We start from the raw sequence: 21,490 nt of genomic DNA, 5'->3' as shown, positions 1-21,490 counted from the left end.
TAGGTCGCGACGACCGCTTTACGCATCCAAATTGTCTGAGTAATGTCGTGGGCCGCCTGACGGCGACCGGGGGGGAGCGGGTGAAGCGAAGTCTGTCTCTTGCGCTCGCCTGCTCGGCGCGCGCGCGTCATGCGGCGCGCCGCCGTGTGAACGTCAAGGACTTCAAGTGGGCCAAGCAGAATGCCTGGGCGTCGCAGACCATCGCGAAGAATGGCGCCGGCCCATTGGCGGACATAGTAACTGCGCTGAACAGCGGCGCGACAATCCACGTGGGATACTCTCAATGCGCCATCTGACCTTCGCGGCCGCGATCGCTGTTGCCCTAGTCCTGCCTGTCGCGGCCCACGCCACCGACGCCCCGGTTCAGATAGCGCTCGATGCGTCCAAGCCCGGCGCCGTGATCAACCGCCATGTCTTCGGCCAGTTCGCCGAGCACCTGGGCAGCGGTATCTATGGCGGTATCTGGGTCGGCAAGGATTCGGCGATCCCAAACACGCGCGGTATCCGCAACGACGTCGTCGCGGCCCTGAAGGCGCTCAAGGTCCCCAACGTCCGCTGGCCGGGCGGCTGCTTCGCCGACCAATACAACTGGCGCCGCGGTATCGGCCCAGAGCGCAAGCCCGCCGTCGGCGAGCCCAACACCTTCGGCACTGACGAATTCATGGACTTCGCCCAGCAGATCGGAACCGAGGCCTATATCTCGGTCAATCTCGGCTCCAGCACCGCGCAGGATGCGGCCGAATGGCTCGAGTACATGACGTCTCCGACTGACAGCGCCTTGGGCGCCGAGCGCGCCAAGAACGGTCACTCTGAGCCGTACAAGGTCGCCATCCTTGGCCTCGGCAACGAATCCTGGGACTGCGGCGGTGCGATGTCGGCGGACTTCTACGTCAACGAAATGAAGCGCTTCTCGCACTTCGTGCACAGCTACAATCCCGCCCAGCCGATGAAGCGCGTGGCCGTCGGACCGAGTGGCCCCGACCCCACCTATACCGAGGCTGTCATGAAGGCCTGGAAGAGCCGCTCCTGGGCCTGGGACATCGAAGGTTTGTCCCTCCATTCCTATTCGACGGGCGGCTGGCCGCCGCATATGTCGGACACCGGCTTCGGCGAAAAGGACTATGCCGTCCTACTGAGAGACTCGCTCGGCATGGACGACACGCTCAAGACGCAGTCGGCGATCATGGACAAGTACGATCCCGAAAAGAAGGTCGCCCTGGTGGTCGACGAATGGGGCGCGTGGCTCGTGCCGGCGTCGGGGTCGAACTCGGGCGGAGCGGTGCAGCAGAACAGCCAGCGCGACGCCGTGCTGGCCGCGCTCAACATCAACATCTTCGCGCGCCATGCCGACCGCGTGCGCATGGCCAATATCGCCCAGATGATCAACGTCCTGCAGGCCATGATCCTGACGGACAAGGACAKGATGCTGCTGACGCCGACCTATCACGTCTTCCACATGTACGCGCCGTTCCAGGACGCGACCTTCGTGCCACTGACCTTCGACGCCGGCGCCTATACGACGAACGGCGTCACCCTGCCGCGTGTTGACGCCATCGCGGCCAAGGACAAGGCCGGCAAGGTCTGGATCGCCGTCACCAATATCGACCCGAAGTCGCCTGCGATATTCAGTGTTTCACTTGCCGGCGTGAAGGCCACGAAGGCTTCGGGCCAAACCCTTTCGGCGCCGAAGGTCGACAGCGTCAACACCTTCGACGCACCCAATACAGTCGCTCCCAAGGCTTTGTCGGCCAAGATCGCGGGCGGCAAGCTGACCATCACCGTGGCGCCCGCGTCGGTGACGGTGCTCGGTCTGGAATAGGCGGGGCAAAACCGGCGGGCCAGGCCACCGCGCGTGGATCGTCTCGCGGACCTAGCCGCGGTCGGTCTGTGAAAACGGGCAGAGCCGCACCCGCGTGCGATGTTCGGGAGCGGGCTGGCCGTCGGGCGAGAGGCCGTGGAAGTAGCTGCGCTGCCAGCCTTGAGCGACCGCCGCGCCCTCCTGGGCGTACAGGTCGGCGTTGAACTGGCGGCGACTTTCGGTCCACGTCCGGTAGCGGGCGGCGAGTTCGGGATCGCTGTCCAGGTCGCGAAACTCCGGCCGCAAGGTCTCGGCGGTGGCGCGGGCGACCGGAAAGAAGTGGCAGATCGGCTCGCCCTTGCGGAAGCTGACCACGTGCGCCGGCCGGGTGAAGCGCCAGTTCATGGTGAAGGTATAGGGACTCCAGTCGGTCTCGACGATGGCGGTCAGCGGCGCGATGCCGTCGCGCGGCGCGTTGACCGGGCCGCCGACATGCAGGTCGTAGCCCGGCTCGGTGCGGAACAAGGCCGGGATCGGGAAGGTCAGGACCCCGTGGCCGAAGTGGCCGGTCGGCAGCCGGTGGCGCGGATCGCCCGAAAGGACGACGACGCCCTCTGGCCCCGGATCGCCGGTCCAGTAGGCGGAGCAGTCGACCGGGCTGAGGATCTCCCAGCCTTGGGCGTTGGCGATGTTTAGCGGCAGGCAGCGATAGGCGAACTTCTGCGGCGTCTCATCCATCCAGCCTCGCGTCACCTCGGCGGGCCGGATCGTCGGCGGCTCGTTGGTCACGGGATAGCAGACGAGTTTCATATCCAGCTTTCTCGCTCGGCGCCTAGAACGTAACGACCAGCCCGAAATGGCCCCGCCCGGATTGGCCGCCGCCCGGTTGCTCGCCGACCGGAAAGCCCCAGGCGCCCCGCGCGCTGACCCGGGCGGTCAGGCCCAGGTTGAAGCCGAGCCCCACCGTCTGCACGGTCAAGCTCTTGGGGTCGCCCACCAGACGCGAGCGGTTCGTCATCCAGCCGGCGTCCCAGAACAGGAAGGGCGACAGGGTTCGCGCCTCACCGCCCAGCTTGACCGGCGGCGGGGACAGCTCGTTGCGCATCAGCACGCCCTGGTCGCCATAGAAGGCGCCCTCGTCATAGCCTCGCACGCTGGAAACCCCGCCGAACGCCATCTGCTCGGAGCCCAGCAGGGCGCCGCTGGCGATCTGGCCCCGCAGGCTAGTGCTCAGCGACCATCGTCGGGGCAGGCGGACGCGACGGTCCAGGCTAAGCCGCAACACGGCGAAGCGGGCGTCGGCTCCGGCGCGGATCTTCTGGTAATCGGCCTTGTCGCTGTCGCCCGTCAGGCCGCCGGGGCTGACCGCCAGGCTGGCCGACAGGGCGGTATCGCCTCGCGCATCCAGAAACCGGCCACTCCACGCGGCGCCGAAGGTGATCACGTCGGCGGTGTTGTCGCTGATCGGAAAATCCGAGAAGCGGAAGTTGTTGTTCGACCGTTTGATCGCGGCGGCGAAGGCGATCGCCTGGTTGTGATCGAGCGGGATCTGATAATCCACGGCCGCCGAGCCGTTGTAGCCTTCCATGGTGAACGGCGCCGGCAGGTCGCCCTCGACCGTGGCGTACGAGGCCGAGGCGGTCAGCACGTGCCGCCAGGGCAGGAAGCTCTGCAGGCTCAGCGAATGGCCGACGCTCTTACGGAAGTCCGGACTGGCCGACAGCTGGTAGCTGACCAGATCGCCGCGCCCGAAAGCGTCGCCCCACGTCGCCGACAGGCCGACTCGCAGCGGGTCCGTCAGGTCGGTGCCGGTGTCGTCGAGCGAGGCGCTCAGCGACCAGGGTCGTTTCTCATGGGCTTCGACGGTCAGGTCCACCGTACCGAACGGGCCACCCGGCGCGGCCACGGCGGTGGCTCGGCGGAACGGGTTGCGGTTGATCCAGGCAAGGTCGCGGTCCAGCACGGCCTTGTCGATCGGCTGGCCGGGTCGCGCCGTGACCGCGCCGCTGTACTGGGCCGCGTCGAACCGTCGGGCCCCCTTGACGCTAACCTTGTCCAGCCGGCCTTCGGTCAGCAGGATCTGGACGACACCGCCAGCGGCCTGCTGGCCTGGCAACACGGCGGCGCTGAACGGATAGTCGCTGGCCTTGAGCGTCTGGGCGAGGGCCGACTTCAGGCCGGCCAGGGTGTCTCCCGTCAGGGGACGGCCCAGGAATGGCGTCGCGGCGACCTGGATCGGGCCGCGCAGGCCGGGCGAAAGGCGGCTGGCGTCGACCCCGTCGACGGGCTGAAGCCAGCCCGAGGCGACGACCTGACCGGGCTCGGAGAGCAGCACCACGCCCTTGAGGGTCGGGGCGGTCTGGGCCGATGCGGCGCCGGCCCACAAGGTCGCGATGGCGGCCGAAACCGCGAGGGGAGCTAGGCTTCTCATCGGTAGGAAACCCCAGTCGTCATGTTGATGAGGTGCATCAGCAGCAACTGCTGGCCGTCGGTTTGCTTGACCAGCTCGCTGAGCGGCTTGCCGTCTTGGGTGCGCCTGGCGATTGTTCCGTAGACCGCGTCGTCGGTCTCCTGGATCTTGATGACGTCAGTGAGGACCAGGGAGAAGACGATCCCGGCCACGGCCGTGATCCCGCCGGCGGCTCCACCCGCTATGGCGCTGGCGGTTCCGCCGACCGCGCCGACCGCCGTGGCGAAGGGTACGATACTGCCAGTCAATACGCCGATGCTGACAGCTCCGCCGACCACCAAGCCGGTGGCCACGGCGACCTCGGCGCCCAACGCCCGCTGTAGCGCGGCGCTGGTCTCTCCGACCCCTGAATAGACCTTGGCGAGTTCGGCCATGCTCTGGATAGAACCGGTCGGGACGCCGATCGTGGCGCGGGCGTAGAAGTCCTGGTCCTTGGGATTGGGACCATAGTCGTAGAGCGCCATCATGCCCGCGCCGCGCATCCTTTCGAATTGCTGTTCACGCCAGGCTTCGTAGGCGACGGCGACCTGGCGGGCGGTCCTCAGCTCTTCGCGGCGGACATATTCCTCGACATAGTTCATCAGGCCCCAATCGTCGCCGGTCCAGGCGCTCTTGGGCTTGGCCAAGAGATCGTTGACGGCCACGAGCAGAGCGGTCGCGACCGCACCGCGGTATTCTGGCGACGTCGTTCCCTTGGAGGTCACGCTGGCGGGGATCGCGTTGAGATACGGGCCCAGCGTCGACTGGATCGCGACCGGATAGCCGAGCGGCGTCAACGGCGCTGTGTCGAACGCGGCGCGTTTGCCGGCAATGGCGTGGATCTCTTGGAAGCCCCAAGTGTAGCGGCTGTTCATCCAGGCCAGGACATCGGCGTCGATGTCCCCAGAGCAAGCCCTGCCCAGGGTCTCGCAGCCCATGCGATAGGCTGCATCGAACTCGGACGCCGGAATGCCGTACTTCACCCCGAAGACACTCCGGAAGCCAATATAGGTGGGAGAGGCCGTATTCGGGTTGTAGTGCAGATCAAAGATCGCGGGGTCGCCGACGATTACGGTGCTCGAGCTCGAAGGGTTGGTGACGCTGCTTAATCCCAGACCCGCGATGTCGGCGGAGGTCGCGAGCACGACGATCTGCGGCGGCGGTGGCGGCGGAGGAGGGGGGGGCGGCAACGGCGGGATATAGGTCGAGGTGATGGTGATCGGACTATGGGTCAGGCCAAGGATCGGCGGCGGGCCGGTGTCGGCTTGCCACTCCGTCAAATCGTCCCCGCCGGTCGCGCCGACCGCGGGCTCCGCCACTCCGATGGACACAGTCGACCAGACGGAGGTCAAAGAGCCAGGATTTTCGCCGTCTTGATAGCTGTTCAAGCCCTCGCTGGCGCTAAGCGTCGGCGGCGAGACAGGCGGCGAGACAGGCGGCGGGGACACCGGGGGCGGTGGTGACACCGGCGGGGGTGACACTGGCGGCGGCGATACCGGCGGCGGTGACACGGGTGGCGGCGACACTGGCGGCGGAGGAGAAACCGGCGGCGGCGACACAGGCGGGGGCGACACCGGCGGCGGTGATACCGGCGGGGGTGAAACGGGAGGCGGTGACACCGGCGGGGGCGGTGAAACTGGAGGCGGCGACACCGGCGGAGGCGGCGACACCGGAGGCGGCGGCGAAACCGGCGGCGGCGAGAGCGGGGCCGTCGGATCGGCCGGGATCGTCACGGCGGCGGGCAGCACGCCGGTGTTGATGTAGATGCCCTTCGGCACGTTGCCGTCCAGCAAGCCCGTGGGATAGGCGCCGCTGAGCTGCGAGAAGCCCGTCAGGTTGCCGATGTCGCTGTTGCCCGCGACATAGATGCGGATGTTGCCCGTGGCGCCAAAGCCGCTCATCGGCGACAGCACGGTCAGCCCGCCGCGTTTGATCTCCAGCACCACCCCGTCGCGCGCGCCGTTGAAGGTGAAGGTCGGCGCGAACGTTATGTTGTCGGCGGCGATGATGCGCACCGTCTCGAGGCTGAAGGAGGGAAACCGCGCGCTGCCGACGAAGGCGCCGTCCAGGATCAGACCGCCTTCGGCGTCGGTGATCCTGGCGGTGTCGATCGTCCCGCCCGCCAGGGCCTCGAAGGTCACCTTGCCGATGCTGTTGTTGCTGGCGTCGAGCAGGATGGTGCTGGCCGCGCCGTAGCGCAGTTTCAGCGTGTCGACCTTGAAGCGGACGAAGTCGCCGGGCTGGAAGCCGCTGCCGAACTCGGCCGTCAACGACTTGACCACGACGGCCGGCGTCGACGGACCGCCGAGATTGGACCAGTCGATATTGCGACCGGCCTTCAGCACCAGGCTCGAGCCCGCCGAGCTGTTGACGATGTTGTGGCCCAGGATGACGTCGCGGCTGGCGTCCAGGGTTAGGGTGTTGGTCCCCGACCAGAAGATCCCGCTTTCGACCTGGATATCGCCCGTTCCGGCGCCAGAGCCGGCGGTGCTGACCGTGATCGCGGTGGTGGCCAGTTGGCTCGTCAGCCAGTCGACGCCGATGAGGCTCTGGGCCGCCGCGCCGTTGGAGGTGGTTCCTCCCGACACCGTTCCGGCGGCCGAGCCGCTGACGAGGCGGACAGTGGCGGGATCGAGCAGCAGGCTGCCCGTGGCGCCGTGCGCCGCCGTGGTGTCCACCGCGCCGGCGAAGTTGAGCCAGCCCTTGCCGGAGATCTCGACCTTGCCGCCGTCGCCCGACAAGGCGCCGCCGCGGGCCAGGACCGAGCCGCGATAGTCCGTGCGGTCGTCGGACCAGACGACGACCTGGCCGCCGTTCCCGGCCAGGCCCGCGTCCGCCAAGATCCTGGCGGTGTCGGTGATCTCGACCGTCTTGGCGTTGACGAGGTCGGCGTCGCCGCCTTGCCAGCCGCCGCCGATCCTAACCCGGCCGCCCGCGTCGCCCGACGCGTCGATCTGGCCGCTGACCCGGATCGTCTCGCCCTCGACCGTGACGTCGCCGGCGATCAGACCCGAGAGGTTGACGGCCAGGGCGTAGGGATTGCCGCCCGCGGCGCGCAGTTGTGCTCGCGAGGCCTTGATCGCGCCGGCCGCGTCCACCGCGCCGGTCCCGCGCACCAGCACGGCCCCGCCGTCGACCTCGGAGCCCAGCCGCACCTCGGTTCCGCCCGCCAGGACGGCCTGGCCCGACGCGTTGATCTGGCCGAGGTTGGAAACCTGTCGACCGATCAGGAACACGTCGCCGGCGCGCGCCGCGATGGTTCCGTGGTTCTCGATCGCCGCCGTCGACTCGCCCGTGAACCTCAGCCGGCCGGTCCTGAAATCGTCGTCGCTCAGGTTCAGGGTCGAGGCCAGGAACCCGGCCGTGTCGATCCGGCCGCCGGGTCCGACGACCACGCCGTTGGGATTGACCAGGAACACGCGGCCATTGGCCTCCAAGCTGCCCTGGATCCGTGTCAGGTCGCCGCCGGTCACGCGGTTGAGGATCGCCGCCGCCGCATTGGGCTGGTCGAAGCGCAGCGTCGCGCCGGTGGGCACCGACAGGCTGGGCCAGTTGACGATGGCGTTCTGGCTCGACTGGGTGACGGTCGTGGTGGAGCCGGACGTGGCGACGCCGGCCTGGCCCGAGATCACCGACTGGGCCCCGGCCTCCAGCGGCGGCAGAACCAAGGCCATCGCCGTCGAGCCGATCAGCCAAGCGCGTTTGAAACGCCGCGTGTCCATGCGATGAGAGGAAGAAGGCAGGGCGTCGGAGGTATTAGGCATGACGAGGCTCCCGCGAAACTTGCAGGTGCTTTTACGCCCCGAGACAAGGCGCCACAGCTGTACTGAAGTACGGGTGCGGTCGATTTGCCTTTGTGAGACCTTGCGGCCTGATCAGCTCTTTTTCCGGTCGTCCCAATGACTTGCCTATTATTTGTCGACGACCATCCGCTGTACCGCACCGGGGTTCAGCGCGCCCTCGGCGAGGCGATGCCGGACCTTACGGTCGTGCTGGCGACCGATCATGACGAGGCGCTGAGCTATCTCGGAAACCACGACGACGTGGACCTGTGCCTGACGGACTATCGTCTCGTCGGGCCGGACGGGTTGACCCTTCTCAAGGCCGTCGGCGACCGCTTCCCCACCGTGGCGCGCGGACTGCTGTGCTCGGACCCGACACCGGAACTGGCCGAGCAGGTGAGGGCCCTGGGCTGTCTGGCCTGCCTTTCGAAGGCGCGCGACATGGACGCCTTGGTCGCGGCCTTGGCCGAGCTGTTCAATGGCGGCGCGGTGTTCGACAGCCTGGCCTTTCCGGCGCGCGAAATCCTGTCGTCCAGGCGGCGGCTGGTGCTGGACCTGGCCGCCAAGGGCGGCTCCAACAAGGACATCGCGCGGCGGCTCGGGATCAGCGAGCGCACGGTCAAGGACCACTGGACCCAGATCTTCCTGCGCCTTGGCGTGGTCAACCGCGCCGAGGCAGTCAGTCGCGCCCATCAGATGCGGATCATCTGATGGCGGGCGGCGGCTGGCGCGAGGCCGAGGAGCCTGGGCTGCGGCGCCGGATCAACGACGAGCGGATCCGCGAGATCTATGGCCGTCCCGGAAGCCGGATCTATGCCGGCACTATCCAGGTGACCTTGGTCGTGTTGATGCAGGCGGTCGTCTTGTGGCCGTTCAGCGATAGGGCTCATCTGCTGATCTGGTTGGCCGGGATGCTGACTATCGAAGCCGGCATCGCCCTGCTGTTGTGGGTGTTCCATCGCCGGCCGCGCTCGGTCGCCGAGCTGCCGTTCTGGAGCCGCGCCAAGACCGTTCAAGCCGGGATCCACGGCCTGGGCTGGTCGCTGCAAATGGCGATGCTGCACGAACAAGCCCAGCCGATGACCCTGTTGGCGATCGTGGTCGTCAATGTCAGCATGGCGGCCGGCAACCTGCCGACAACAGGGGTCCACCTTCCCAGCCAGACAAGCTTCTCGGCGTTCGCTCTGCTGCCGGCGGCGGTCTTCCTGCTGCTCCCGGGGCGGGATTCGACCGCGCCCTACGCCGCCTACATGCTGACGGTGACATTTCTCTTGGTCATGGGCAACGGGGTGCGGGTCTCCAAGCTGACGGGCGAGACCATCCGTCTGCGTCTGGCGATGGCCGAGCAGGTGGACGGACGTCGACGTCTGCAGGAGCAGGCCGAGGAAGCCCGCCGCATCGCCGAGGTCGCTAGCGCCGAGCGCACCCGTTTCTTCGGGGCGGCCAGCCACGACCTGCGCCAGCCGGTGCACGCCTTGGGTCTCTATGCCTCGCTGTTGCGGCGTGACCCGCCGGCGCGCGAGCGGCGTGAATTGATCGCCAATGTCGTCGCCTGTATCGACAGCCTGGACCGCCTGTTCAACGCCATCCTCGGGGTCGCCCGAGCCTCGCGCGTCAGCGCGCCGGAACGGATCGGCCCGACGCCGCTCGCCGACATCATCGCGCGATTGATGCTTCAGTACCGGCCCGAGGCCGAGGCCAAGGGGCTTCGGCTGCGCGCGCCGGCGACCAGCGCCTGGGTGCGCGGCGATCCCGTGGCGATCGAACGCATTCTCGGCAACCTGATCGCCAACGCGATCCGCTACACCGAAGCAGGCGGTGTTCTGGTCGGCGCGCGTCGATGCGGCGACCGCGTGGCGCTGATCGTCGGCGATACCGGCATCGGGATCACGGAAGCGGACCGGACGCGTGTTTTCGCGCCCTTTTTCCAAGTGGGGAGCGCTGGCCAGGAGGGCTTCGGCATGGGGTTGGCGACCGTCAAGGAGCTGTGCGCGACCCAAGGCTATACGATTGACATGCAGTCAGAGCTTGGCCGGGGCAGCCTGTTTCGCGTGGTCCTGCCAAGAGCGGAACCCCAATCCCAGCTCACCGCGCCGCCGGCCGTCGCACCACCGAGCGCGCACGCGGATCGACTGAACGTGTTGCTGGTCGAGGACGACGCCCTGGTCGCCGACGCCGTTAGTCGGCTCCTGAGAGATTGGGGAATGCGCGTCCATGTGTGCGCCGATGGCGGCGGGGCGCTCAAGGTCTTGGGCGACGGCGGCGGCGGCGGCGACGGCGGCGGCGGTCGCTGGAGCGCCTTGATCGACTATCGCCTCGCCGGCGAGGAGACTGGCCTCGATATCGCTCGCGCCATCCGCGCCCGTCATGGTGAGGCCATCACGATGTCGCTGATAACCGGCGAAGCGGACCCCGCGATTTTCACCGCCGCCGAACGCCTGGGGATGCGGGTGCTGCACAAGCCTTTGAAGCCAATCCGCCTACGCGCCCTGCTGTCTGGAGGCGGTTGATCTGAGGCGCGTTTTTCATGGCCGGCCAAGCGGACCTCTCGTCCGGCGGGGCAGGGTGGTTTGAGGACGTTGGCGGGTTGCCATGACGGCGCTAAGCTCGGCCTCATGCGTCCATCGATCGCTGACAGGATTGCCGTGGCGATCCTGGCGTCCGCGAGGGGCGGGCGGTCATCCGCATTTATGGCTTCGCGACCTAGGGAGAGCTGCGGTGAAGACAAAGGCTAGAGCCATCACGATTGGCGCGACGTTATTGGTGCTTGCCGTCTCGTCCGGCGCCGCCACCGCCTCCGCGCAGGTGAGCGGCGCTCAAGCAGCCGACCCGTCCGGTTTCGCGAGCGGCGCGGATGTCCAAGTTCAGCTCCGCCAAATGCTCGCCGAGATGAAATCCGATCAAGGATTCATGTGGCGACCCTTGGTCCGTGACGGTGCGACCGTGGCGGCGATCGAAATATGGAAGAAGCCGGGCCGCCCCGCCGTTCACCCTACCGAAGCGGAATACGCAATCGTGTTGGAAGGCTCCGRCACGCTTGTTTCCGGCGGCGCCATGGCCGATTCAAAGGCCAGGAATGCCAGCCTGGTCGAGGGAAGCCGGATCGAGGGCGGCACGACACGGCCACTGGGTCCGGGCGACGTCATCTTGATTCCCGCGGGCGTACCTCACTGGTTCGGGATTACCGGCGACCGGTTGGTCCTGCTGGGAATCAAATTGCCCGGCGCGAAATGATCGATCCGGGTTCAAGGCATGTGCCGGTCACGACCCATTGGTGTCCTTGCGATCTCGGTCTCGCCGGCGACTTGGCGCCAGTGCGCCCCGGAACCATCGGCGGCAGGCGCGGCTGAAGCTCGACGCGTCCGTATAGCCTAGCATCTCGGCGATCTGGGCGTGGGAAAGGTGGCCGGCTCGCAGGAGCCGCTCGGCGCGCACGCGCAGTTCGGCGTCCACAAGTTCGCGGTAGCCAGTCCCGGCCTCCGAGAGCCGCCGAACCAGGGTTCTGCGCGAGACGCCGGTCAGGCGCGCGACCTCGTCGGCGGTAGGGCGGCCGACGGGCAGAGATCTCAGCAGTCGCTCCACCCTATCCCGCAACCCGTCCGGCGCGATGAGCCGCGCCCTTGCGGCCTGCAGCTCCTGCAGCGCGACGCCGTACAACGTGGCGTCGGCCATGGGGGACTGGAGCGCGAGCCATGAGGTGGGGAAACGGATCGCGTTGCGCGTTGCGCCGTAGGCGACCTTCCCGCCGAGTATGGCCCGGACCTGAGGCGCGTGTTCGGGTTCGGCGCAGGCGAAGAAGAAGTGGGCTTCGGCGGGCGGCGCGGCCAGCATCGACGCAACCCCTGCCCGAAATCCGATGAAAGACACCTCCATCATCGGGCGCCATAGGATCGCGTCGAGATCGACCGTTAGGTCGTAGTCCACCTGGCTCCACTGTCGGCCGCGCCGCAGCGAGGTCCTGTAGAACGGCGCTCGAACAAAGCCGAACCGGGTGATCACATCCACCATCGCGGCGAGGTCCGGCGCCGCGACCCCCGCGACGCCCAGTGGCCCATGGGAGGAGAGGTTCCAGAGCTCGGGCGCGCGCAACGCCCAACCATCCCCGAACAGGGCGACAAGGTTCTCCACCTGCCGGACCTGTTGAAAGAGGCTGATGTCGGCGGAGGGGTCGCGCAGCATGTCATCGGTGACGCCCGTGCCAGCCAGGATGGCGGCTCGACGCTCTGGAGTGTCGCCAAAGCAGCGCAAGATCAGGCGGAAATAGCCGAGGGACATCGGCAGCTTTTGTGGAGCCTCGACCATTTACGCGCAAAATGCCCAGAAGGAGGCGCGTTGCGCCAGCCCCTTTAGGCTGGCGTGACGGGCTTGGCTTTCACGATGAAGCGGAGCTGTGTGACGCTCCGGATCCATCGCCGTCCGACCGCTAGATCCCGTCCAGCCGGCACCCGCGCGCTATGAGGATAGGCCGGAGAGCGCGGAAGGCCGCCGGATGACGTAAGAGGGGCATGCGGGGATAGAGATGGTGGATGATGTGGTACTGCATTCCCATCGTCAGGATGTTGCCAAGGCGGCTTCGAAATCCGCGGGTGTTGCGGTAGCGACCCTGGTCCACGCCCGGATGGTGAGGCGCCCAGCTCAGGAAAAACCGGATGTAGACCCCGCCGACAATGCGCGGCAGCCACACGATCGCGGCCACCTCGAGCGCATAGCCTGCCCAAGCGAACCCGAAGAGCAGTGCGTTGGTGGCGAGCGCATAGGCCAGGAGTATGACGCTGGCGCGCCGCGCGTCGTCCGATCCAATGCGCTCTAGGGCCTTGGCATAGGCGATGTTGATTTTCGGAACCGTCAGCAGTTGGCTGCCGATGTCCTTGACGACCATGTGCCAGCCGCTGTCGGACTTGGTGTTGATGTCCGGGTCGAGGTCCGGATCGTTGGTGTGACTGTGGTGCTCATAGTGCGTGAGGCGAGCCGCTTCGTAGGGCAGTCCCAACGGGACAGGCGAGAGGTGGCCCACCAGTTCGTTCAGCCAGAACAATCGCTCGCCTTCGCGAGCGATGATCCTGTGCTGGGCCTCGTGAGAGGGCAGGTAGGAAAGGATCACGGTCACGGTCGCGATCGGAGCCGCCGCCCACAGGGGCAAAACACCCGACAGCGTCAGGGGCCAAAGCGCCATCCAGGCGGCCAGGTTCGCGAACGCCCAGGCGATGGAGCCCCACGGAAGGCCACCCATGAAGCTCTCGGCGATCGAACGCTCCAGGCGCAGCAACTCTTGGGACGAGAGTTCGTTGAGATCGCGCTCGGGCATTGTCGCGGAGACACTCATATCCATCGTCCCCTCAGATTGGCGGCCGCACCCCACGATCCGCCAATCGCAAGGCCCGCGACCAGAGGCCATTGGGCCTGCGCCGCTTCCGGAACGACGCGCGCGAGAAGTTGCGCCATCAGCGGTGCGACGAAGCCGATTCCGAAGAGGAATGGCATGCCTTGGAGCAACAACATCAGCAGGCGGCCGCCGATGCCGATGGGAGGTGTCGGCGGACTGGATTCGGAACCGTCGCTCGACGGCGGGGCGACATCGTCGCGGGGCGTCATGGTCTTTCTCCCGGTCGCCCGTCTCGAGGCAGGCTTGACGGCCTAGCCTACCCCGAGGGCGCACTCGCGGAGATGACCCCGTGCGCCATTCTGGTGGCCGTTTGCGCCAGGGCCGGCTGGCCAAGCGAGGCGGCCTTGCCCCTTCACGGGACGCGTTCGGCGCGGGCGGATGTCGGGAGCGGGAGATTTCGTAACTGTCCCGGCTAGGGCCTCTTGCCGATGCTGTCGGATCCACGCTTCGACCTCAACACGGTCCAACCTCTCAAGGCGCCGTTGGGTCCTGACGCTTGGCGGCTTGTAGGGGTGTGACCTCGATCGCCGAGACGATCGCTTCGCCTTGGATCGGATTGAACGCCAGTGTCAGGCCTTGATCGGCGACATTGGTCTCGAACGTCTTGGTCAGGGCCTTGAGCGGGTCGCCGGCTTGAGCGGCCACGTCCAAGTCCGGCAGGACCCGGGCGCCGTTGACCACAACGTCGAAGCGGCGTGCGCCGGGCGCCAGCTTGGGTTCCACGAACGTCAGGCGCACGCTGTAGCGGCCGGGCGTTACGGGGATCGCGTAGGTGAAGCGGCCTTGCCGATAGCTGCTGGCCGCGTCGATTTCCTCGGTCCCGGTGATCGCCGCCCGCGCCTCGGGACGTCCATAGTCGGCCGGCGTGTTGGCGGACAAGGCCTGGCCGTCCTTGAAGAAGGCGTCCGAACCGAACTTGACCGTCTTGCCGGCCCCGACAAGAGATCCCGCGTCGATGCGGATCGGCGCGTTCGCGTCGGTCGGGCGACGCCAGACGATGCGGTCTTCGACCTGCTGGCCATCGAACCGAGCGCGGGCGATCAGGACATTCTCGCCCGGCTCCAGGCGGACGGCCGGCCAGACGCATACCCGCTGCGGACAATCGGCGCGCTGGCCCAGCGATCGCCCGTTCAGCGTGATCTCCGTGGCCGCGCCATTCGAATAGACGCGCACGTCCGTGACCGGATAGGCGCGATCGACATAGCGCCGGCCGTTGATGTGGACCGTCGGCGTCGTCGCCCAGTTGGCCTTGTAGAAGTACCAGGCGTCCTTGCGGATCTTGCGGTCGTAGGTGACCAGGCCCTTGGTGTTGACGTCGTCGGCGTCGCCCTCGTGGCGAATGGTGGTGGCGAAGTCGAAGGCGTTCCACAGCCAGGTGCCCCAGAGGTACGGCTTCTGCGACAGCGTCGCCCAGGCGGTCTCGTGGATGTAGCTCTCATACTCCTCGGGCTGCACGCGGCCTCGGGAGTCGATCGGCCCGCCCAGYACGTCGTCGGTGTGAAGGGTGACCCCGCCGCCGGCCCCGTATTCGGTGACTGAAAGCGGCTGGCGCGGACGCTTGGCGTGCAGGGCGTCCAAATGCGGACCAAGATCGTCGGGCGCGCCGAAATACCAGCCGAAATAGCGGTTGGCGCCGCCAAGATCGGCGGCCTCGGCGGTGGTCGGCACATCGACGCCGGCCGCGAACACCCGGCCTTCGCAGCAGGTCGCCAGCGCCGTGGGACGACTGGGATCTTCTTCGTGCGCCAGGGTGTTCAGCGCCTTCAGCAGCGGCATGGGATCCGGTGCGCCGTTCTTGTAGCCGGTCAGGAAGGCGGGGAACGAGTTGCCGAAGTCGACCTCGTTGGCGATGCCCCAGGTCGCCACCGAGGCGTGGTTGGCGTTCTGGCGGATCAGTTCCTGGAGCTGCTGGCGGGCGTTGGCCACGAGCGCCGGGGTCGGCTCGAGCGCGCCGCCCGTCGTCCAGGCCGAAACCAACGGGATCTCGTCCCACAGGACGAAGCCGTACTTGTCGGCCAGATCGTGAATGATCTGGCCGTGCTGGTAGTGGGTCAGGCGGATGGTGTTGGCGCCCATCTCGCGCAGGATCGCCATGTCTTCCTCGACATCGGCGGCGTCGATCGCCCAGCCCTTGCCTTCGCGATCCTGGTGATAGCCGACGCCGTGCAGGCGGTAGGGTTTGCCGTTCAGCAGGAAACCGCGGTCGGGATCGAAGTTCATCTGGCGCACGCCAAACGGTGTCGAGACGCGGTCGAGCACCTTGCCGTCGGCGCCGACCAGGTCGGTCTCCAGCCTGTAGAGATAAGGGTCAGYCGTGCCGTTCCACGGATGTGGATCGGCCAGCGACAGCGACAGAGCCGCCTCCTGAGCGCCTTTGGCGGGGAGGGCGACCGAGGCGCTGGCCTGGGCGGCCACGCGGCCGGCGGCGTCGTAGAGCTTTGTCACCAGTCTGACCGGTCGGGCCTTGGCCAGATCGTTGCGGAGGCGGGCGCGGACCTGGATCCCGGCCTTGGCCGCGGAAAGGTCGGTGGTGGTCGCGTAGACCCCCGGGCCGCCGAAATCGAGCATGTCGAAATGGACGGGGCTGGTCAGCACCAGGCTGACAGGACGGTAGAGGCCGCCGTGCACGAAGAAGTCGCCGGTCAAGGGCAGGTTGTCGACCGTCGCGGATCCTGGCGCGGGCTTGGTGTTGTCGGCGCGCACGACCAGCAGGTTCCGGCCGTCGGCGCGCAGAGCGTCGGTGGCGTCGAGACGGAACCGTGAAAAGCCGCCCTGATGCTCGCCGAGAAAGGCGCCGTTCAGCCAGACCTTGGCGTTGCGGCTGGCGGCGTCGAACTGGAGGTAGGCGCGGCGGCCGTCCAGCTTGGGCGCGGCGAACGACAGGCGGTACCAGCCCACGCCCTGGGTCTTGTTGATCGTCTCGGGCCTGTGGAGCCGTTCGACGGGGCCGGGAAGATAGAGGCCGACACGATTCCAGGTATGGGGCACGCTCACACGTTCCCAATTCTGGTCATCGAAGGCGGGGCTCTCGACGCCGCTTAGCCGGTCGTCCTGACGGAAGCGCCAGTCCTGGGCCAGCGGGGTTTGGATCCGAACCTGGTCGGACACCGCCTCGGCGCGTGTGACCGCCGGGGCGGCTAGAATCGCCATCGCCGTGGCCAGCAACAGTCGGTTCATCGGCATGCCTCCCACGCGCCGCTTGGGTTGCGGCCTTGGGGCGACCTTAGCGCCTCAAATCAGATCTGCCAGATCAATTAACAAAAATTGGTCAGTCAGCTTCGGCTGAGGTCGCTGAAAACCGGGCGCGGACACCGGCGGCGGCGCGGCGGGCTTCCTCCAGCGCCATCTCCTCGGTGGTGAACAGCAGGTGATCCATGACCGCGGCTAGGTGAGCGCGCATGGCCGCGCGGGCGGCCTGCGGGTCGCGGGCCTTCAGCGCTTCGACGATCCGGCGGTGCTCGGCGACGACGGGGCGGATCTTAGCGTGGCGCGCCTTGTCGTGCAGCAGGGCGCAGGCGGGAGAGGTCGATCGCAGGCGCCACAGTTCATCGATCATCAGGACGATGCCAGCGTTGCGCGTGGCCCCGGCGATCGTCATGTGAAACTCGCGGTCGGCGTCCTCGGTGACCTTCGCCCGCAGGTTCTCGGCGGTCATGGCGTCGAGCAGGGCCTCGAGCTTGGCGATTTCGTCATCGGTGATCTGCTTGGCGGCGAGCGCCGCGGCCTCGCCCTCGAAGGCCAGGCGTGTCTCGGTGAGCTCGAAGGCCGTGATGGCGAAGCCGGGGTGGTCCTCGCGGCCTGGCAGGCGGCGAACATAGGCGCCCGAGCCGACGCGGATGTCGATATAGCCCTGGACCTCGAGAGCGATCAGCGCCTCRCGCACGGCGGGGCGGCTGGCGCCATATTCGGCGCAGAGTTCGCGCTCGGCGGGCAGGCGGCTGCCGATTGCGTAGCGACCCGCGACCAGGTCGTCGAAAATGTGCCGCGCCAGCCTCTGGTAGAGGCGGTCGCCATTGCCGACGCCCTCATCGACGGCGCCGACCTTTTCCGCGCTCCCCTTCGCGCGTGCCGTCATGCCTTGCCTCCAAGATCGTCTCGAGCGCTCGCCCCGTGTGAGCGCCAGCGGCGACACCCGATGACGCCAAGCCGATTGTGGTCTGGATTGAACAAGTTGTCAGGCAAAAAGAGGTTGACGCAAAAACTTACAGCCCAAGAATTGGTAAGGCAGATTAAGCGCGAGCGGTCAGGCCGTTCGTAAAAAAGAATGAGGAGGGGAAATGAACAGGCGTCTTCTTTGGCTGGCCAGCGCCGCCATGGTTGCAACTTCGGGTCACGCGTGGGCGCAGGCTGCGGCTCAGCCGGCGGAGCAGGCCACCGCCCTCGACACCATCGTCGTGACCGCGCAAAAACGCGAACAGAACCTCCAGGACGTGCCCGCCGCCGTCAGCGCCGTCACCAGCGAACAGCTGGAAGCGCGCAATGTGGTCCAGGTCGCCGACGTGGTCCGGGTCTCTCCCAGCCTGACGGTCACCGAGAACACCAACGCGACGGGCAACAGCATCAACCTGCGCGGGATCGGCACGTTCTCGTTCAGCATCGGCATCGAACCCAGCGTCGCGGTGGTGGTCGACGACGTTGCGTTGCTGCAGCAGGCCCAGGCCTTCTCGGGTCTCAACGATATCGCCCGCCTTGAAGTGCTGCGCGGGCCGCAGGGCACGCTGTTCGGCAAGAACGCCGCCGCCGGCGTCATCAACATCGTGACCCAGAAGCCGACCAAACGCCTCACCGGCTCCGTCGGCGGGGCGCTGACCAGCGACGGTGAAAAGCGCGTCGACGGCATGATCTCCGGACCGATCTCGGACAAGGCGGGCTTCCGCCTCAACGCCTTCTACGGCGACCGCGACGGCTATATTCGCAACCTCAACACCGGTCACAAGCTCGGCGGCGACCGCTCCTATGGCGTCCGGGGCCGGCTGGAACTGGATCCAACCGACAACCTCAACATCGCCCTGACGGCCTCCCACACCAACACCAAGACCGATGGCCAGGTCCGCACCTTCCGGAGCATCAAGCCCGGCGCCACCGCCTTTGGCGCGCCGCTGGCCCTGTCGGCCGTCGGCCTGACGCCAGGAGACGACAACTACAAGATCCGCCTGGACACCGAGCCGAAGAACACCAGCAAGCAGACCATGCTGACCGGCCGCGCCAGCCTGGACCTTGGCCAAGCCAACCTGATCTCGATCACCGGCTATCAGGACTGGCGCTTCCGCTTCCGGGAAGACCTCGACACGCTCGGCACGCCGACCCTGCTCAACGTCGCCGACCCGACCAGCATCCTGCCGAACGGCTCCACCGCCGGCGGTCCGTTCCACTCGACGAACTTCACCCAGGAACTGCGCCTGGTGTCGAGCGGCGCGCGCAAGCTCGACTACCTGTTCGCCCTGTTCTACGCCGACGGCGACTCCAACCGTTCGTTCTCGCGTGGCCCCAACGCCGCGACCAGCTGGGCGGCGACCGCCGGCACCAAGACCATCGCCGCCTTCACCCAGATGACCTATCACGTCGGGTCCAGCACCCACGTCGACGGCGGCCTGCGCTTCAACCACGAAACGATCGAAGCCACCTTCATCAATCGTACGCCGACGGCGACACCGCCCGCCGGCAACGCCTCGTGCCTGTCGGCCTGTTCGGGCAAGGCCAAGGATGACCACATCACCTACAAGGTGGCGCTGCGTCAGGATCTGGCCGACGACGTCATGGCCTACGCCTCGTTCTCCACGGGCTACAAGGGCCAGGGCTTCGACATCAGCACCGGATTCACGCCGGCCCGGGCGGCCAAGCCGGTTCGTCCCGAGACCAGCAAGGCCTATGAACTGGGCCTCAAGAGCCGTGTCCTGGAGAACCGCGTCCAGCTGAACGTCACGGGCTTCCTGACCGACTTCACCGACTTCCAGGCCCAGGGCGGCGTCACCCAGCCGGACGGAACCATCGTGCCGCAGCTGAGCAATGTCGGGTCGTTGCGCAGCAAGGGTGTCGAGGTCGAGGTCTCGGCCAGGCCGGTGCGCGCCCTGCGCCTGGACGCCTCGGCCGCCTATACCGACGCGACCATCCGCGAGTTCGCCAACGCACCGTGCTACACCGGCCAGACGGTCGCGCTGGGGTGTCGCCCAGTGGGAGCTTCCAACTTCCAGGACCTGTCGGGCAAGCCCTTGGCCAATTCGCCGAAGTTCAAGTACTCGCTGGCCGGCGTCTATGACGTCGAACTGCCGAGCCTGCCCTTCGATGGCTTCGTGACCGCCGAATACACGCATCAGAGCGCGGTCATGCTCGACCTGCTGGGCACGCCGATCTCGCGCCAGAAGGCGTTCGGCGTGGTCAACGCCAGCATCGGCGTGGCCGGACGCGACGAGCAGAACTACCGCGTGGCGCTGTTCGTCAACAACCTGTTCGACCAGCACTACGCGACCTCGCTCGGCTATACCGGCTCGTCCAACGCCGGAGCCGTCGCCCAGCTGCTGCCGCGCAATTCCAAGCGTTATGTCGGTATCCGCGCGCGGATGGGCTTCTAGCCGCCGGCCGGCTCCGCGCGACGAGTCGCGCAACCCCTCCCAGGGATTCCTCCCCCTGTTCCTGGGCCTTCTCGCTGCGGCGAGCGGCGGCGCGCCTGATGGGCGCGCCGCCTTGTTCTTGTCGGACGACCGGCTGCGCGGTCGCGGGCCTGTGGGGCGCCCAAAAAGTCGTTCGCATTTGAGGTTCGACAGCGATGTCAAGGTGGTAGCTTGTAGACAACGTTGTCGTTCGAGGTTACGACAACGTTGTCGTAATTCGCCTGGAGCGGAGCGGCGGTGGCCCTGATCGGGAGGCCGGAGGAAGCAGATGGAACCCTCAAGACACCCGGGGCGCCGCGAGCCCGCTAGCGACCAGCTTTGGATACCCGCATGAACATGGTGCTTGTTAATCAAGAGCAGGTTCTCGCCCTTCGCAGTGCGCTGCCGGCGGTGACCAAGGTCTGGCTTCAGGAGGTGCTGGGCGTCAGTGAAACCACCTGGCGATCTCTGCGGGACGGAAGGCCGATCCGCCAGTCGACGTATGATCGGTTGGTCGCCAAGTTCAAGAGAACGCCCTATGGCTCCGAGGGCGGCTCGTTTGACGGCRCCACGTCCGCCAGCGTCCGGTAAGGCGCCGCGGCTTCCGCACGGCGGACGAATGCTTTTCCAAGTCCGAGAGGATTTCCAGCCCGCGCGCTCGTAGTTTCGGTTGCGCGGCGGGTGGTTTTCGAGGAGCGCGTTGCGCCTCGCGGTCTGGCCGTCCCTCATTGTGGGGCTGGCGGACGACGCCGGTGAATTGGCGTCCGGGCCAGGACGTCATCATCCCGCCCAGCATCACCGACGAACAGGCCGCCGCCAAGTATCCGGACGGCTGGAAGACCTTGAAGCCGTACTTGCGTGTGGTCGCTCAGCCCAAGGGCTGAGGCCCGTAAGGCTGCCGAAACCTGAAACCGGGATCTCGCCTCGATTCTGACGGCTTCACCTGATCTTCTGGAACGTCTAGCCTCGCGCCCTTGGGTCGCGTGCGCATACGCCGATCAGAGAAGGACGGACCGGATGAGCCGAACGATGTCGGGCGGAACGCGATTGGCCGCGATCGGGCTGGCGCTGTGGAGCGTCGCTGGCGCGGCCCTGGCCGCGGACGCCCCGCCGCCGCGCGCGGGCGATATCTACGGCGTCTGGCGCAATCCCAAAGGCAGTGTCCACATCGAGATCAAGCCGTGCGAGACGCGCACTTGCGGCGTCGTCGTCTGGGCCAGCGCCGACGCGCGGGCCGACGTGAAGAAGAAGAACAATCAGGACCTGGTCGGCATGCAGCTGCTGCGCGACTTCCGCGCCTCCGACCCCAACGAGTGGAAGGGCAAGGTGTTCGTACCCGACCTGGACATGACGTTCTCGGGCCAGGTTAAGCTTCTGGACCGCGCCTCCTTGCGGGCCAAGGGCTGCCTGCTTCCCAACTTCCTGTGCAAGTCGCAGACCTGGACGCGGGTCGACACCGCCACCGCCCCAACCGGCCGAGCGCTGTAGGTC

17 protein-coding genes are annotated in these 21,490 nt (G+C 67.2%); 9 read left to right on the top strand and 8 right to left on the bottom strand.

What is annotated here, in order from left to right; translation table 11 throughout:
* Positions 1–47: 47 nt before the first annotated feature.
* Positions 48–296: a hypothetical protein gene (locus AC1DSO_RS06815; protein ID WP_477068128.1), complete on the top strand. Its 249-nt coding sequence runs from the start codon at positions 48–50 to the stop codon at positions 294–296.
* Entirely contained in the window at positions 284–1,819 is a 1,536-nt protein-coding gene (locus AC1DSO_RS06810; protein WP_477068127.1) for an alpha-N-arabinofuranosidase, read from the top strand. The genes AC1DSO_RS06815 and AC1DSO_RS06810 overlap by 13 nt, the downstream gene beginning before the upstream one ends.
* 51 nt (positions 1,820–1,870) lie before the next feature.
* On the opposite strand, the gene AC1DSO_RS06805 is transcribed toward AC1DSO_RS06810, so the two are convergent.
* From AC1DSO_RS06805 to AC1DSO_RS06795, 3 genes are read right to left on the bottom strand one after another with little or no spacing between them, the layout of a single operon-like run.
* Positions 1,871–2,608 carry a DUF6065 family protein gene (locus AC1DSO_RS06805; protein WP_477068126.1) on the bottom strand — a complete coding sequence of 246 codons (738 nt, stop codon included), beginning with the start codon at positions 2,606–2,608 and terminating at the stop codon, positions 1,871–1,873.
* A 22-nt stretch (positions 2,609–2,630) separates the two neighbouring features.
* The gene (locus tag AC1DSO_RS06800) at positions 2,631–4,229 is read right to left on the bottom strand and encodes a ShlB/FhaC/HecB family hemolysin secretion/activation protein (RefSeq protein WP_477068125.1); all 1,599 of its coding nucleotides are present in this window, start codon (positions 4,227–4,229) and stop codon (positions 2,631–2,633) included.
* On the bottom strand, positions 4,226–8,011 hold the full coding sequence (locus AC1DSO_RS06795) for a two-partner secretion domain-containing protein (RefSeq protein ID WP_477068124.1): 3,786 nt from the start codon (positions 8,009–8,011) through the stop codon (positions 4,226–4,228). The genes AC1DSO_RS06800 and AC1DSO_RS06795 overlap by 4 nt, the downstream gene beginning before the upstream one ends.
* Positions 8,012–8,146: 135 nt before the next feature.
* On the opposite strand from AC1DSO_RS06795, the gene AC1DSO_RS06790 reads away from it, so the two are divergent.
* The 3 genes from AC1DSO_RS06790 to AC1DSO_RS06780 all read left to right on the top strand — a co-directional run bounded on the left by AC1DSO_RS06790 (position 8,147) and on the right by AC1DSO_RS06780 (position 11,263).
* Complete coding sequence (locus AC1DSO_RS06790; RefSeq protein WP_477068123.1) at positions 8,147–8,740, top strand: response regulator transcription factor; 594 nt, start codon at positions 8,147–8,149, stop codon at positions 8,738–8,740.
* A complete protein-coding gene (locus tag AC1DSO_RS06785; protein ID WP_477068122.1) occupies positions 8,740–10,539 on the top strand; it encodes an ATP-binding protein in 1,800 nt (599 codons plus the stop codon). The genes AC1DSO_RS06790 and AC1DSO_RS06785 overlap by 1 nt, the downstream gene beginning before the upstream one ends.
* 208 nt (positions 10,540–10,747) lie before the next feature.
* A complete protein-coding gene (locus AC1DSO_RS06780; protein WP_477068121.1) occupies positions 10,748–11,263 on the top strand; it encodes a cupin domain-containing protein in 516 nt (171 codons plus the stop codon).
* 27 nt (positions 11,264–11,290) lie between these two features.
* Here the strand turns inward: AC1DSO_RS06780 and AC1DSO_RS06775 are convergent, their stop codons facing one another.
* From AC1DSO_RS06775 to AC1DSO_RS06755, 5 genes are all read right to left on the bottom strand, one after another.
* On the bottom strand, positions 11,291–12,304 hold the full coding sequence (locus tag AC1DSO_RS06775; protein ID WP_477068120.1) for an AraC family transcriptional regulator: 1,014 nt from the start codon (positions 12,302–12,304) through the stop codon (positions 11,291–11,293).
* A gap of 148 nt (positions 12,305–12,452) precedes the next feature.
* Positions 12,453–13,358, bottom strand: coding sequence for a fatty acid desaturase (locus AC1DSO_RS06770; RefSeq protein WP_477068119.1), 906 nt, complete (start codon positions 13,356–13,358; stop codon positions 12,453–12,455).
* Positions 13,349–13,621, bottom strand: coding sequence for a hypothetical protein (locus AC1DSO_RS06765; protein WP_477068118.1), 273 nt, complete (start codon positions 13,619–13,621; stop codon positions 13,349–13,351). The genes AC1DSO_RS06770 and AC1DSO_RS06765 overlap by 10 nt, the downstream gene beginning before the upstream one ends.
* Before the next feature lie 262 nt (positions 13,622–13,883).
* A complete protein-coding gene (locus AC1DSO_RS06760) occupies positions 13,884–16,589 on the bottom strand; it encodes a glycoside hydrolase family 2 TIM barrel-domain containing protein (protein WP_477068117.1) in 2,706 nt (901 codons plus the stop codon).
* Between the two features lie 91 nt (positions 16,590–16,680).
* Positions 16,681–17,487: a FadR/GntR family transcriptional regulator gene (locus AC1DSO_RS06755; RefSeq protein ID WP_477068116.1), complete on the bottom strand. Its 807-nt coding sequence runs from the start codon at positions 17,485–17,487 to the stop codon at positions 16,681–16,683.
* Between the two features lie 202 nt (positions 17,488–17,689).
* Here AC1DSO_RS06755 and AC1DSO_RS06750 point away from each other — a divergent pair, with 202 nt between their 5' ends.
* From AC1DSO_RS06750 to AC1DSO_RS06735, 4 genes are all read left to right on the top strand, one after another.
* A complete protein-coding gene (locus AC1DSO_RS06750) occupies positions 17,690–19,981 on the top strand; it encodes a TonB-dependent receptor (protein ID WP_477068115.1) in 2,292 nt (763 codons plus the stop codon).
* A 369-nt stretch (positions 19,982–20,350) separates the two neighbouring features.
* Positions 20,351–20,590 (top strand): hypothetical protein, encoded by a 240-nt coding sequence (locus AC1DSO_RS06745; protein ID WP_477068114.1) that lies wholly within the window; start codon positions 20,351–20,353, stop codon positions 20,588–20,590.
* A 161-nt stretch (positions 20,591–20,751) separates the two neighbouring features.
* Complete coding sequence (locus AC1DSO_RS06740; protein ID WP_477068113.1) at positions 20,752–20,883, top strand: hypothetical protein; 132 nt, start codon at positions 20,752–20,754, stop codon at positions 20,881–20,883.
* A gap of 133 nt (positions 20,884–21,016) precedes the next feature.
* Positions 21,017–21,487: a DUF2147 domain-containing protein gene (locus tag AC1DSO_RS06735; protein ID WP_477068112.1), complete on the top strand. Its 471-nt coding sequence runs from the start codon at positions 21,017–21,019 to the stop codon at positions 21,485–21,487.
* Positions 21,488–21,490 lie beyond the last annotated feature (3 nt).

This window comes from Caulobacter sp. P4_E5 (genome assembly GCF_056401555.1).
This window is presented reverse-complemented; position numbering and strand designations above follow the sequence as displayed.

What these genes read in the sequence shown, in the direction of transcription:
- AC1DSO_RS06805 (WP_477068126.1), bottom strand. Translation starts at nt 2,608, where the DNA reads ATGAAACTCGTCTGCTATCCCGTGACCAACGAGCCGCCGACGATCCGG.
- AC1DSO_RS06800 (WP_477068125.1), bottom strand. Translation starts at nt 4,229, where the DNA reads ATGAGAAGCCTAGCTCCCCTCGCGGTTTCGGCCGCCATCGCGACCTTG.
- AC1DSO_RS06795 (WP_477068124.1), bottom strand. Translation starts at nt 8,011, where the DNA reads ATGCCTAATACCTCCGACGCCCTGCCTTCTTCCTCTCATCGCATGGAC.
- AC1DSO_RS06790 (WP_477068123.1), top strand. Translation starts at nt 8,147, where the DNA reads ATGACTTGCCTATTATTTGTCGACGACCATCCGCTGTACCGCACCGGG.
- AC1DSO_RS06785 (WP_477068122.1), top strand. Translation starts at nt 8,740, where the DNA reads ATGGCGGGCGGCGGCTGGCGCGAGGCCGAGGAGCCTGGGCTGCGGCGC.
- AC1DSO_RS06775 (WP_477068120.1), bottom strand. Translation starts at nt 12,304, where the DNA reads ATGTCCCTCGGCTATTTCCGCCTGATCTTGCGCTGCTTTGGCGACACT.
- AC1DSO_RS06770 (WP_477068119.1), bottom strand. Translation starts at nt 13,358, where the DNA reads ATGGATATGAGTGTCTCCGCGACAATGCCCGAGCGCGATCTCAACGAA.
- AC1DSO_RS06765 (WP_477068118.1), bottom strand. Translation starts at nt 13,621, where the DNA reads ATGACGCCCCGCGACGATGTCGCCCCGCCGTCGAGCGACGGTTCCGAA.
- AC1DSO_RS06750 (WP_477068115.1), top strand. Translation starts at nt 17,690, where the DNA reads ATGAACAGGCGTCTTCTTTGGCTGGCCAGCGCCGCCATGGTTGCAACT.
- AC1DSO_RS06735 (WP_477068112.1), top strand. Translation starts at nt 21,017, where the DNA reads ATGAGCCGAACGATGTCGGGCGGAACGCGATTGGCCGCGATCGGGCTG.